Source organism: Tsukamurella pseudospumae, from assembly GCF_001575195.1.
Taxonomy (GTDB): domain Bacteria; phylum Actinomycetota; class Actinomycetes; order Mycobacteriales; family Mycobacteriaceae; genus Tsukamurella; species Tsukamurella pseudospumae.
Genome location: NZ_LSRF01000058.1, coordinates 837,690 through 850,100, shown reverse-complemented (window position 1 = coordinate 850,100; position 12,411 = coordinate 837,690). Strand labels below are relative to the sequence as shown.

General features: G+C 72.0%; 12 protein-coding genes. 9 read left to right on the top strand and 3 right to left on the bottom strand.

The window, feature by feature from the left end; genetic code table 11:
• Nucleotides 1-38 precede the first annotated feature (38 nt).
• Nucleotides 39-323: a chorismate mutase gene (locus tag AXK60_RS22635; RefSeq protein ID WP_068574736.1), complete on the top strand. Its 285-nt coding sequence runs from the start codon at nt 39-41 to the stop codon at nt 321-323.
• Between the two features lie 15 nt (nt 324-338).
• Here AXK60_RS22635 and AXK60_RS22630 read toward each other — a convergent pair whose 3' ends face one another.
• Nucleotides 339-1,466: an FAD-dependent oxidoreductase gene (locus AXK60_RS22630; protein ID WP_068574734.1), complete on the bottom strand. Its 1,128-nt coding sequence runs from the start codon at nt 1,464-1,466 to the stop codon at nt 339-341.
• Between the two features lie 73 nt (nt 1,467-1,539).
• Here AXK60_RS22630 and AXK60_RS22625 point away from each other — a divergent pair, with 73 nt between their 5' ends.
• The 7 genes from AXK60_RS22625 (at nt 1,540) to AXK60_RS22595 (ending at nt 7,598) form a co-directional block, all read left to right on the top strand.
• A complete protein-coding gene (locus AXK60_RS22625; RefSeq protein ID WP_068574732.1) occupies nt 1,540-2,202 on the top strand; it encodes a TetR/AcrR family transcriptional regulator in 663 nt (220 codons plus the stop codon).
• 95 nt (nt 2,203-2,297) lie between these two features.
• The gene (gene stf0, locus AXK60_RS22620) at nt 2,298-3,095 is read left to right on the top strand and encodes a trehalose 2-sulfotransferase (protein ID WP_068574730.1); all 798 of its coding nucleotides are present in this window, start codon (nt 2,298-2,300) and stop codon (nt 3,093-3,095) included.
• Nucleotides 3,092-4,033 carry a sulfate adenylyltransferase subunit CysD gene (gene cysD / locus AXK60_RS22615; protein WP_068574728.1) on the top strand — a complete coding sequence of 314 codons (942 nt, stop codon included), beginning with the start codon at nt 3,092-3,094 and terminating at the stop codon, nt 4,031-4,033. Before stf0 ends, cysD begins: the two co-directional genes overlap by 4 nt.
• Before the next feature lie 61 nt (nt 4,034-4,094).
• Nucleotides 4,095-5,984 (top strand): adenylyl-sulfate kinase, encoded by a 1,890-nt coding sequence (gene cysC, locus AXK60_RS22610; protein ID WP_068574726.1) that lies wholly within the window; start codon nt 4,095-4,097, stop codon nt 5,982-5,984.
• The gene (locus AXK60_RS22605) at nt 5,981-6,889 is read left to right on the top strand and encodes a formylglycine-generating enzyme family protein (RefSeq protein WP_082778198.1); all 909 of its coding nucleotides are present in this window, start codon (nt 5,981-5,983) and stop codon (nt 6,887-6,889) included. Before cysC ends, AXK60_RS22605 begins: the two co-directional genes overlap by 4 nt.
• 29 nt (nt 6,890-6,918) lie before the next feature.
• Entirely contained in the window at nt 6,919-7,170 is a 252-nt protein-coding gene (locus AXK60_RS22600; protein ID WP_068574724.1) for a hypothetical protein, read from the top strand.
• Nucleotides 7,167-7,598 carry a PIN domain-containing protein gene (locus AXK60_RS22595; protein ID WP_068574722.1) on the top strand — a complete coding sequence of 144 codons (432 nt, stop codon included), beginning with the start codon at nt 7,167-7,169 and terminating at the stop codon, nt 7,596-7,598. Before AXK60_RS22600 ends, AXK60_RS22595 begins: the two co-directional genes overlap by 4 nt.
• Before the next feature lies 1 nt (nt 7,599).
• Here the strand turns inward: AXK60_RS22595 and AXK60_RS22590 are convergent, their stop codons facing one another.
• Entirely contained in the window at nt 7,600-9,045 is a 1,446-nt protein-coding gene (locus AXK60_RS22590) for a sulfatase family protein (protein ID WP_068574720.1), read from the bottom strand.
• 130 nt (nt 9,046-9,175) lie between these two features.
• The gene (locus tag AXK60_RS22585) at nt 9,176-10,639 is read right to left on the bottom strand and encodes an NAD-dependent succinate-semialdehyde dehydrogenase (RefSeq protein WP_068574718.1); all 1,464 of its coding nucleotides are present in this window, start codon (nt 10,637-10,639) and stop codon (nt 9,176-9,178) included.
• A 113-nt stretch (nt 10,640-10,752) separates the two neighbouring features.
• Here AXK60_RS22585 and pgi point away from each other — a divergent pair, with 113 nt between their 5' ends.
• Nucleotides 10,753-12,411, top strand: a complete 1,659-nt coding sequence (gene pgi / locus AXK60_RS22580) for a glucose-6-phosphate isomerase (RefSeq protein ID WP_068574716.1) — start codon at nt 10,753-10,755, stop codon at nt 12,409-12,411.

The window sequence follows — 12,411 nt, the reverse complement described above, 5'->3', positions numbered from 1 at the left end:
GTGATCGTAGGTCCCGCGCCTGTGGAAAACTTGAACCCATGAGCACACCGGACGACACCGGCGCCGAGACGCCGCTCGCCGAAGAGGAGATCCAGGCCCTCCGCGAGGAGATCGACCGCCTCGACGCGGAGATCCTGGCCGCGGTGAAGCGCCGCAGCGAGGTCTCGCAGATCATCGGCCGCACACGTATGGCGTCGGGCGGCACGCGCCTGGTGCACTCGCGGGAGATGAAGGTGCTCGAGCGGTTCTCCGAGCTCGGCCGCGAGGGGCACACCCTCGCCATGCTCCTCCTCCGTCTGGGCCGGGGCCCGCTGGGCCGCTAGTCCGACGGTCCGCGGTCAGCCCCGGCCGACCCCTGCGAAGAAGTCCAGCAGGCTGTTCGGTGCGTCGTCGCCGAGCATCATGGTGGCCATCTCGTCCGCGGACGCCGCGGAGGCCGCGGCGCGCTCGAACATCTCCCGCTCGTACGCGGTGAGCGCGATGTCGCGGTCTCCGGGATTCTCGACGATGTGCCGGGCGAGTTCGGCACCGTCGAACAGCGCGATGTTGGCGCCCTCGCCGGCCGGCGGGCTGACGTGGGCGGCGTCGCCGACCAGCGTGACGCCCGGGACGCGGTCCCAGCGGATCCCGACCGGCAGGGTGTACAGCTTCCGCGGCACGGGCGGCGTGTCCGATTCACTGACCAGGCGGGTCAGCGCGTCGGACCAGCCCGGATACTCCGCGAGCACGGCGCCGACGGCCGACGTGCCCGTCCACTCGATCCCGTCGGCCCAATCCTCGGGGACGTGCAGCTGCGCGTAGGTGTGGACGATGCCGCCCGCCTCCGCGTGGGTACTGATCCCGCGACCCGGCGCGAGGGCGAACATCGCGCCCTCCCCCACCAGTTCGGCGATGCCCGGGTGGCGGCGCCCGACGTCGTGCAGGTAGGTCTCGACGTAGGTGGTGCCGTAGTAGGTGGGCTTCGCGTCGGTGAGCAGCGGCCGGACCTTGGACCAGGCCCCGTCGGCGCCCACCAGCAGCTCGGTCGCGACGGTGGCCCCGTCGGCGAAGGTGAGCTCGTGCCGACCGCCGCCGAGCGCGCGCACCGCGACGACCTTGGCGCCCCAGCGGATGGCGTCGGCCGGTAGGGAATCGATGAGCAGCTGTCGCAGCTCTCCGCGGAGGACCTCGGGCCGGCCGCCGTCGCCGTCGTCGGGGAGGTCGAGGAGGACGGTGCCGTCGCGGCCGAGGGCCCGGGTCGCCTCGCCGCCCTCGTGGATCAGCGCGCGGAACTGCGCGGTCAGCCCGGCCGCCTCGATCGCGGCCTGGCCGTCGGCCTCGTGGATGTCGAGCTGGCCGCCCTGCGTGCGCGACATGGGCGTCGGCTCGGCCTCGTAGATCACGGCGTCGATGCCGTGGACGTGCAGGACGCGGGCCAGGGCGAGGCCGCCGAGTCCGGCACCGATGATCGTGATGGGTGTCTGCATGGTGCTCCCCTTTCATTGGAACAACGTTCCATACGAGCTTGGAACATCGTTCCACTCATGTCAAGATGGAGGCGTGCCACCCCGCAGCCGCCGCACCGACGCCCTCTCCCGCGACCGCATCGTCGACGCCGCGATCGACCTGCTCGACGACAGCGGCGCCGACGCGCTGACCTTCCGCGCCCTCGGCGGCGCCCTGAACACGGGCAGCGGGGCGATCTACCACCACATCGCCGGCAAGGACGAGCTCCTCGCCGCCGCGACCGACGCCGTCCTGCGGCCGATCCTCGCCGCGCCCGCGGGCGGCCGTGACCCCCGCGAGACGATCCGCGGCCTCGCACTCACCCTGTTCGACACGATCGACGCGCACCCGTGGCTGGCCACCCAGGTGATGGCCGATCCGGGTCGGCCGGCGAACCTGCTGCTGAGCGAGCGGATCGGCGGCGCCGTTCTGGCGATGGGCCCGCCGGAGGACGCGCTGTTCGACGCCGCCACCGCGATCGTCGGCTACGTGCTCGGCTCGGCGGCCCAGAACGCCGCCAACGCGCGCTCGGACCTCGCCCGCAGCGGGCCCAGCCGCGAGGAGCTGCTCGGCGGCGTCGCGGCCCGCATCGGGCAGCTGGATCCCGACGAGTTCCCGTACCTGCGCCGCATCGCCGCGACCATGGCCGACCACGACGACCGCGCCCAGTTCCTCGCCGGGCTCGACCTGCTCCTGGCCGGCATCGACGCCCTGTAGCGAACGCACCACACCGGCTGCGATCCGTCAAGGATCACGTTCACGGTGCCATCGAACCCCAGGTCGGAAGGCCTTTCTGCGCCAGACTGGCGGGCATGCCCAGCCCTGACGACTATCTCGTGTGCGCCAGCCAGCGCAGCGGGAGCACCCTCCTCGTGGAGTCGCTCGCGGCCACCGGCGTCGCCGGGCGGCCGCAGGAGTTCTTCCAGTACTACCCGTCTTCGTCGCTGTCGCCGCAGCCGCGCGAGTGGTTCGCCGGCGTCGACGATGCGTCGCTGCTCGACCTCCTCGACCCGATCGATCCCGGCACCGTCGACCCGCGCGGCCCCGCACAGTGGCGCGCCGACGTGCTGCGCGAGGGCCGGACGCCCAACGGCGTGTGGGGCGGCAAGCTCATGTGGAACCAGACGCCCGTCCTCGTGACCCGCACCCGCACCGCGTCGGGCTCGGTGCGGACGGCCATCCGCTCGCTGTTCGACGGTGCCGACCCCCTCTACGTGCACGTCCACCGGCCCGACGTGGTCGCCCAGGCCGTCTCGATGTGGCGCGCCGTCCAGACCCGGGTGTGGCGCGACGACCCCGATCACGACCGCGAGCGCGACGAGCGCGCCGTGTACCGCGCCGACGGGATCGCCCACCTCGCCGGGATCCTGCGCGAGCAGGAGCGGTCGTGGCGGGCGTGGTTCGCGTTCGAGGGCATCACCCCGCTCGAGATCGACTTCCACGAGCTCACCGCCGACCCGCAGAAGACGACGGCGCGCATGCTGGACGCGCTCGGGCAGGACCCGCAGCTCGCTCCCCCGCCGCCGCTCAAACCCCAGTCCAACGACCGCTCCAAGGAGTGGGCGGAGCGCTACCGCGCCGACGCCGCCGAGAACGGATACCCCCTATGAGCACCGCGACACCCGAACCGATCGCCGCCGTCGACGAGCTGCGCGTCCTCGAGGCCGAGGCGGTGCACATCATCCGCGAGGTGGCCGCCGAGCTGGAGCGACCGGTGCTTCTGTTCTCGGGCGGCAAGGACTCCATCGTGCTGCTCCGTCTGGCGGAGAAGGCCTTCCGGCCCTCGCCGCTGCCCTTCCCGATCCTGCACGTGGACACGGGCCACAACTTCCCCGAGGTGATCGACTTCCGCGGGCGCCGCGTCGCTCCGACCGCGGAGAACCCCGACGGGATCGAGCTCATCGTCGCCTCGGTGCAGGAGTCGATCGACGCGGGTCGGGTCGCCGAGTCGACGGAGTCCTCCGGCTCTCGGAACCGGCTGCAGACCCGCACCCTGCTGGACGCGCTGGAGGCCGGGAACTTCGACGCCGCGTTCGGCGGCGCCCGGCGCGACGAGGAGCGGGCCCGCGCGAAGGAGCGGGTGTTCAGCTTCCGCAACGAGTTCGGCCAGTGGGACCCGCGGGCGCAGCGCCCCGAGCCCTGGTCGCTCTACAACGGCCGCATCCGCCGCGGCGAGTCCGTCCGGGTGTTCCCCCTGTCCAACTGGACCGAGCTCGACATCTGGCGCTACATCGAGCTCGAGGGCCTCGAGTTGCCGCCGATCTACTACGCGAGCGAGCGCGAGGTCTTCGAGCGCGACGGGATCCTGCTGGCCGTCTCGGAGTTCACGCAGCCGCGCGCCGGCGAGACAGTGAACCGGGAGTGGGTGCGCTACCGCACCGTGGGCGACCTGACCATCACCGGCGCGGTCCGCAGCCGCGCCACCGAGATCCACGACGTGATCGCGGAGATCTCCGCCGCCACGGTCTCGGAGCGGGGCGAGACCCGCGCCGACGACCGAACGTCGGCCGCGGCCATGGAGGACCGGAAGAAAGAGGGCTATTTCTGATGAATCGCGTTCCGAACCCCGCCACCGGATCGGTCGCGGACACCGCTGCGGGGTACTTCTGATGACGGACGTACTGGCACCACCGACCACGCGCCAGCTGTTGCGCCTCGCCACCGCAGGGTCCGTCGACGACGGCAAGTCGACGCTCATCGGCCGCCTGCTGCACGACACCGGCAGCCTGCCCACCGACCACCTGGACGCCGTGACCGACGGCGACGAGGTGGACCTCGCGGCGCTGTCCGACGGCCTGCGCGCCGAGCGCGAGCAGGGCATCACCATCGACGTCGCGTACCGGTTCTTCTCCACCGAGTCGCGCAGCTACGTGCTCGCCGACACCCCCGGCCACGAGCGCTACACCCGCAACATGTTCACCGGCGCCTCCAACGCGCACGTCGCGATCCTGCTGGTGAACGCCCGCAAGGGGGTGCTGCGCCAGACCCGCCGGCACGCGCGCATCGCGACGCTCCTCGGCGTGCCGCACGTCATCGCCGCGGTGAACAAGATCGACCTCGTCGACTTCTCCGCGGAGCGGTTCGCGGAGGTCGAGGCGGAGCTCGCCGAGCTCGCGGTCCGGCTCGGCCTGGACGCGATCCCCGCGATCCCGCTGGCCGCCAAGCTCGGCGACAACGTGGTGCATCGCTCCGAGCACACCCCCTGGTACGACGGGCCCACGCTCCTCGAACACCTCGAGACCGTGCCCCTGCGGGCACCGTCGGCGGTCGCGACGGAACTGCGCCTCCCGGTGCAGTGGGTCTCCCGCCCCACGGCCGAGCGGCGCCGACGGTACGCCGGGCGCGTCGCCGCCGGCACGCTGACCGTGGGCGACGAGGTGCTGGTCCTGCCGTCCGGGAGCAGGTCGACGGTGACCGCGCTCGACACGCTCGATGACGACCGCGCGACGGCCGTCGCTCCACTGTCGGTGTCCGTCGAGCTGGCCGACGACATCGACGTGGGCCGCGGCGACGTCCTGGTCTCCGGTGCCGAGGGCGCGCACCTGCCGGTGAACGCGCGCGAGCTGGAGGTCACCGTCTGCTGGCTGGCCGAGAAGCCCTTGCGCGCCGGGGACCGCGTCGCGCTCAAGCACGCCACCGCGACGGTCCGCGCGACGGTCCAGTCCCTGGAACGGCGCCTCGACCCCGAGACGCTCATCGAGCAGGTGGGGCCGAGCGAGCTGGCGCTGAACGACATCGGGACCGTCACCCTGCGGACCTCGTCGGTCGTGGTGGCCGACCCGTACGCGCAGAACCGGGACACGGGCGCGCTGATCCTCATCGACGAGGCGAGCAACGACACCGTCGGCGCGGGCACGATCGCGGTCGCCCGCGAGGTGATCCCCGGGCAGGCGATCCGCAACGACATCCGCTGGCACCCCAGCTCGCTGGGCCGCACCGAACGCTGGGCCCGCACCGGCCAGCGCGGCGCGACGGTGTGGTTCACGGGCCTCCCCGCGTCCGGCAAGTCGACGGTGGCGGTCGCCCTGGAGCGGGCGCTGGTCTCGCGGGGCCGGGTCGCCTACCTCATCGACGGCGACAACATCCGCCACGGCATCTCCGACGACCTGGGCTTCTCCCCCGGCGACCGGGCCGAGAACATCCGCCGCGTGGGGCACCTGACGCGCCTGTTCGCCGACGCGGGCGTGATCTCGATCGCGTCCCTCGTCTCGCCGCTGCGCTCCGATCGCGACATCGCCCGGGAGCTGAACCTGGCGGCCGACATCGACTTCCTCGAGGTGCACGTCTCGACGCCGGTCAGCGAGTGCCGCAAGCGCGACCCGAAGGGCCTGTACGCCCGCGCGGACCGCGGCGAGCTGCGCGGTCTCACCGGCGTCGACGGACCGTACGAGAAGCCCGAGGACCCCGACCTGCGCTTCGACACCACCGGCGCCGACACCGACGAGCTCGCCCAGCGGGTGATCGCGCTGCTCACCGAACGCGGGATACTCGACGAGTGACCTGCTGCGCGCCTGAAGGCCCGGACCTGCCGCCGCACGCCGGCGCGGTGCCGGGCGGCGGCACGCACCCGATCCCCCAGGCCGGCGTCCCCGCCGGCGCGTTCGGCATGGGCGACGCGCACGGCGACGGCTACCGCGCCGACGGCGAGGTCCCCGTGCACCGGGTCGTGCTGCCGGGCTTCGCGATCGACGCGACGACGGTGACCGTCGCCGCGTTCGCGGCCTTCGCCGACGCGACCGGGTACGTGACCGATGCCGAGCGGTTCGGCGCGTCGGCCGTCTTCCGCGCGAGCGCAGCGGACCCGTCGGCCGGGGCGCCGGTCCCGGGCACGCCGTGGTGGCTGACGGTGCCGGGCGCGACGTTCCGCGCGCCGGGCGGGCCCGGCACCGTCGCCCTGGACGACCATCCGGTCGTGCACGTCTCGTACGCGGACGCCCTCGCGTACTGCGCATGGACCGGTCGCGCCCTGCCGACCGAGGCGCAGTGGGAGTACGCGGCCCGCGGCGGGCTCGACGGCGCGCGCTACCCGTGGGGCGACGAGCACCCGGTGACCGGCCGGGACTGCAACGTCTTCGTCGGGGCATTCCCCGAGTCCGACGGGGCCGTCGGCACCGTCGCGGCGCGCTCGTACTCGCCGAACGGCTACGGCCTGTACCAGGCGGTGGGGAACGTGTGGGAGTGGTGCGCCGACCGCTTCTCGGCGCGCTACTACCGTGCGGCACCGGAGGTCTCGCCGACGGGGCCCGACCGCGGCACCGCCCGGGTGCTGCGCGGCGGCAGCCACCTGTGCCACGACTCCTACTGCTACCGCTACCGCACGGCGGCCCGCAGCCACAACACCCCGAGCTCGACGGCGGGCAACATCGGATTCCGCACCGTGTCCGATTCCGATATACTGATCTGACAAATCCGATATAGACGGAGGTGAGGGCGATGGAGATTCACCTGCCCGAGTTCCAGGAGGCTCCGCTCAAGATGACGTCACTCCGCGCCCCTGAGGGGCTGTTCGACAGGGCCCGCGAGGAGCTGGGCTACGCATCCAATCAGGACATGGTCGTGAGCCTCGTCGAGCTCGCGCTGATGCAGACGCTGCAGCGCAAGATGCTCTACGGCCTCGCCAACGACGACGACTCGCCGTACGTCGCCCTCCTGGATCCGGAATTCCGCAAGGAGGCACGCCGATGACGGCGACACTCGAAGGCGCATTGCTGACGCCGTGCCTGCTCGACAACTCCGTTATCGCACGGATCCCTACCGGCGAAGTTCCGGTCGAGTCGGTCGTGCGCTTCACGCAGCGCGGCCACTTCCTCGCCGCGTGCACACCACAGGTGCTCGAGGCCCTGTTCTCCGCGCGGTCACCGCGGGAGTGGGACAAGGAGTACCACGCACGATGGTCGTTGCTGGAGGTTCTTCACCCGAATGATCGGACTCACCCCCTCGCACTGGATCTGCAGCGCAGGCTGTGGATTTCAGGCAAGGTTCGGGCTGCTGGACCCGTTGACACGATGATCGCCGCGATCGCCATCCAGCACGGCGCGATCGTGGTGCATCGCGACAGCGACTACGAGCGGATCGCGGAGGTCGCGCCGGAGTTCCGGCAGGTGCGGGTGTAGGTCAGGCGTTCGCGGCGCCGGCACGGACCCGCTCGGCCGACTCGCGAGCGGCCGACTCGCGCGGGACCAGTTCGCGGCGCTCGCCCTGCGGGCGACGCGAGGGCAGCGGCGTCTCGTCGGCGTCGGGCTCGGCCCGGCCGGCGAAGAAGGCGGCCATGAAGGCCTCGGCGATCGCGGTGCCCTCGGCCTCGGAGGGCAGCACGTCGCCGGTCTCCTCGCGCCAATTCGCGAGGACGCCGGCGAGACGGCGCGCCACCCACTGGTACGCGGGCTCGTCGACCACGTTGCGCCGCTCGTACGGGTCCACGACCAGGTCGTACAGCTCCCGACGGGGCCGCGGCGCGGCGGTCTCGTACGGGTCCAGCGAGGCGGCGGAGGAACTGTCCGCGATGTCGAGCGGCAGCAGCAGCGCGGGCCGCTCGGCGTAGTTCTCGATGTAGCTGAATTGCTTGGTGCGCACGGCGCGGATCGGGTCGTAGGCGTCGTGATAGGTCTTCTGCGTGAACAGCCCGGCGCGCACCTGCTCGCCCGTCGGCTCCAGGAGCTCGGCCGCGTGGGTCTCACCGTCGACGTCCTCCGGTAGGGGCAGGCCCAGCAGGTCGAGCACCGTCGGGGTCAGGTCGACGCCCGAGAACAGGTCGTCGTAGACGCGCGGCGCGAGACCGAGGGCGCGGGGCGGGCGCGCGATGAACGCGACGCCGGTGCCCTCGCCGTACAGCGTGGACTTCGCGCGCGGGAAGGCGAGGCCGTGGTCCGTGATGAAGAGGATCCAGGTGCTCTCGGCCAGCCCCAACTCGTCGACGGTGCCGAGCAGTCGCCCGACCGCGGCGTCGGCCTGCGTGATGCTGCCGTGCAGCCCGGCGAGGTCCTCGCGCACCTGCGCGGTGTCGGGCAGGAAGCCGGGCACGCCGATCGCGTTCGGGTCGGCCGGCGCGTACTGGTCGGCGGGGTACGGGCGGTGCGTCTCGAAGAAGCCCGCGGTGAGGAAGAAGGGCTCGTCGCGCGTGGCGGCGTCGGCCAGCCACTCCTGCGACTGCGTGACCACGTAGTCGCACAGGGAGTCCGAGACGTCGGCGGTGTCGAAGCCGAGCCGGGTCGGGTCCGCACTCTCGTGCTGCATGCCGAACAGGGCACTGCGGTAGCCCGCCTCGCCGAGCAGCGCCGGCAGGGTGCGCACGTGGTCGCGGTACTCGAAGCCGTGGTGCGCCAGCCCGACGAGGCCGTTGCGGTGCGGGTGCAGGCCCGTGAACAGCGAGCCGCGCGCGGGCGAGCAGAGCGGTGCCGTCGCGTGCGCGTCGGTGAACCGGATGCCCTCGGCCGCGAGCCGGTCCAGGTTCGGGCTGACCACGCCCTCGGCGCCGTAGCAGGTGAGGTGGCGACCCAGGTCGTGCCAGTGCACCAGGATCACGTTCTCCCGGGTGCCGGTGCCCGCCCGCTTCTCCGCCATCCCTCGACGTTGCCACAACTCACCGTGCCGCGGCGAGGTTTGCGATCACCCCGAACTCAATTGAACAACGTTCTGGAGAGGGCAACCGCAGGTCAGATCCTCCAGAACGTCGTTCAATTGCGATGGGCGGTCACTGCAGCGCGATGTACCGCGTCTCCAGGTACTCCTCGATGCCCTCGCTGCCGCCCTCGCGGCCGAAGCCCGAGGCCTTCACGCCGCCGAACGGGCCGGCCGGGTCGGAGATGACGCCGCGGTTCACGCCGACCATCCCGCTCTCGAGACGGTCCGAGACCCGGAGCGCGCGGTCCAGGTCGCGGGTGAAGACGTAGGAGACCAGGCCGTACTCGGTGGCGTTCGCGGCGGTCACGGCCTCGTCCTCGTCGGAGAACGGGACGATCGGCGCGACCGGTCCGAACACCTCCTCGGAGAGGATCCGCGCGTCGGCCGGGACGTCGGCCAGCACCGTCGGCGGGAAGAAGTGACCCGGCCCCTCGGGCGCGACGCCGCCGAGCCGCAGCGTCGCCCCCTTCGCGACCGCGTCCTGCACCAGCTCGGAGACGATGTCCTGCTGGTCCGCGGAGATGAGCGGGCCGATGGTGACGCCGTCCTGCACACCGGGGCCGAGGACGTACTTCTCCATCGCGGCGACCAGCTTGTCGGTGAACTCCCCGATCACCGACTCGTGCACGTGGAACCGGTTGGCCGCGGTGCACGCCTCTCCGCCGTTGCGCAGCTTCGCGAGCAATGCCTGCGCGACCGCGTGGTCGATGTCGGCATCGTCGAAGACCACGAAGGGCGCGTTGCCACCGAGCTCCATGGACGTGCGCAGCACGCCCGGCGCGGACTGCTCGATGAGCTTGCGGCCCACCTCGGTGGACCCGGTGAAGGTGAGCTTGCGCAGGCGCGGGTCGGCGAACAGCGGCCCCGTCAGCGCCGAGGACTTCGACGTGGGCAGCACGGAGACCACACCGTCGGGCACGCCCGCCTCCTTCAGTACCTCCGCGAGCAGCAACATCGTGAGCGGGGTGAGGCCGGCCGGCTTGACCAGCATCGTGGCGCCCGCGGCGAGCGCGGGGCCGAGCTTGCGCGTGCCCATCGCGAGGGGGAAGTTCCACGGGGTGATCGCCAGGCACGGCCCGACGGGGGCCTTGCTCACCAGGATCCGCCCGGTGCCGGCGGGCGCGGGGGTGTAGCGGCCGGCGATCCGCACGGCCTCCTCGGAGAACCAGCGGAAGAACTCCGCGCCGTAGCGGACCTCGTTGGCCGACTCCGGCAGGGCCTTGCCCATCTCGAGGGTCATCAGCAGCGCGAAGTCGTCCGTGCGGGCGACGAGGCCCTCGTACGCGGCGCGCAGGATCTCGGCACGCTCGCGCGCGGGTGTGGCGGCCCACGCCGGCCCGGCGGCGACGGCGGCGTCCAGCGCGGCCGCACCGTCCTCCGCGGTGGCGTCGGCGACCTCGATCAGCACCTCCTCCGTGGCGGGATCGTGCACGGGAAAGGTTGCACCCGAACTCGAATCGCGGAACGCACCGTTCACGAAGATCCCCGTGGGGACGCGGTCGAGGAGGTCACGGATGCGCTGCTCGGTTGCCATGCCAGCCACACTAGTCCCGGCGGGCGGGTCGTGCGCCCGGGTCCGCGCCGCCTCCCACGGGGTCCGCCCGGAACCGCGCGCGGAACCCCTCACCGGACATTAGGCTGGCGCCCATGAGCGACAGCGACATCACCGCGTCCCCCGCTTGGAGCAGCCTCGCCGAGCACTATTCCGAGCTGTCCGGCGTCCACCTGCGCGAGCTGTTCGCCGACGATCCGGAGCGCGGCTCCGAGTTCGTCTTCCGGGTGGGAGATCTGTACATCGACTACTCCAAGCACCGCGTCACCCGCGAGACGCTGGACCTACTGGCCGCGCTCGCGGAGGCCGCGGGGGTCACCGCCCGGCGCGACGCGATGTTCGCCGGCGAGCACATCAACTCGACCGAGGACCGCGCCGTGCTGCACACGGCCCTGCGCGCACCGTCGAGCCTGGACCTGCAGGTCGACGGGCAGGACGTGACCCGCGACGTGCACGACGTGCTCGACCGGATGGGCGATTTCAGCGACGCCGTCCGCTCCCGCACGTGGCGCGGCGCCACGGGCGAGCCGATCACCGACGTGGTCAACATCGGCATCGGCGGCAGCGATCTCGGGCCGGCGATGGTCTACGGCGCGCTGCGGGCGTACGTGCAGCGCGGCATCACCTGCCACTTCGTCTCGAACGTCGACCCCGCGGACGTCTCCGGCGCACTGGCCGCGCTGAACCCGGCGACCACGCTGTTCGTCATCGCGTCGAAGACCTTCTCCACGCAGGAGACGCTGACCAACGCGCACGCCGCCAAGCGCTGGCTGCTCGACGGGCTGGGCACGGGCGAGGAGGCGGTGGCCAAGCACTTCGTCGCCGTGTCGACGAACGCCGAGCGCGTCGCGGCCTTCGGCATCGACACCGCGAACATGTTCGGATTCTGGGACTGGGTGGGCGGCCGCTACTCCGTGGACTCCGCGATCGGGCTGTCGGTGATGATCGCCGTCGGCCGGGAGCGGTTCGCCGAGTTCCTCGCGGGCTTCCACGCCGTGGACGAGCATTTCCGCACGGCGCCGATCGCGCAGAACGCGCCGATCATGCTGGGGCTCATCGGACTCTGGTACTCCGACTTCTTCGGCGCGCAGTCGCGGGCGGTGCTCCCCTACGCGCAGGACCTCGCGCGGTTCCCCGCCTACCTGCAGCAGCTGACAATGGAGTCGAACGGCAAGTCGGTGCGCGTCGACGGCACGCCCGTGACCGTGGACACCGGCGAGATCTTCTGGGGCGAGCCGGGAACCAACGGTCAGCACGCCTTCTTCCAGCTGCTGCATCAGGGCACGCGGCTGGTTCCGGCGGACTTCGTCGGCTTCGCCGAGTCCACCGACGACCTGCCCACCATCGACGGCGTCGGAACCATGCAGGACCTGCTCATGAGCAACCTGTTCGCGCAGACCAAGGTGTTGGCGTTCGGCAAGACCGCCGAGGAGATCGCGGCCGAGGGGACCGACCCGAAGGTGGTGCCGCACAAGGTGATGCCCGGCAACCGGCCCACCACCACGATCCTCGCGCCCAAGCTCACCCCGTCCGTCGTGGGCCAACTCATCGCCCTGTACGAGCATCAGGTGTTCACGGAGGCCGCCGTCTGGGGCATCAACGCCTTCGACCAGTGGGGCGTCGAGCTCGGGAAGGTCCAGGCCAACGCCCTGCTCCCCGTCATCGCGTCCGACGGTGCCCCCACCGCCGAGCTCGACTCGTCGACGGACGCCGAGGTGCGCTGGTACCGGGAGGCGCGGGGCCGCGCCGTCTAG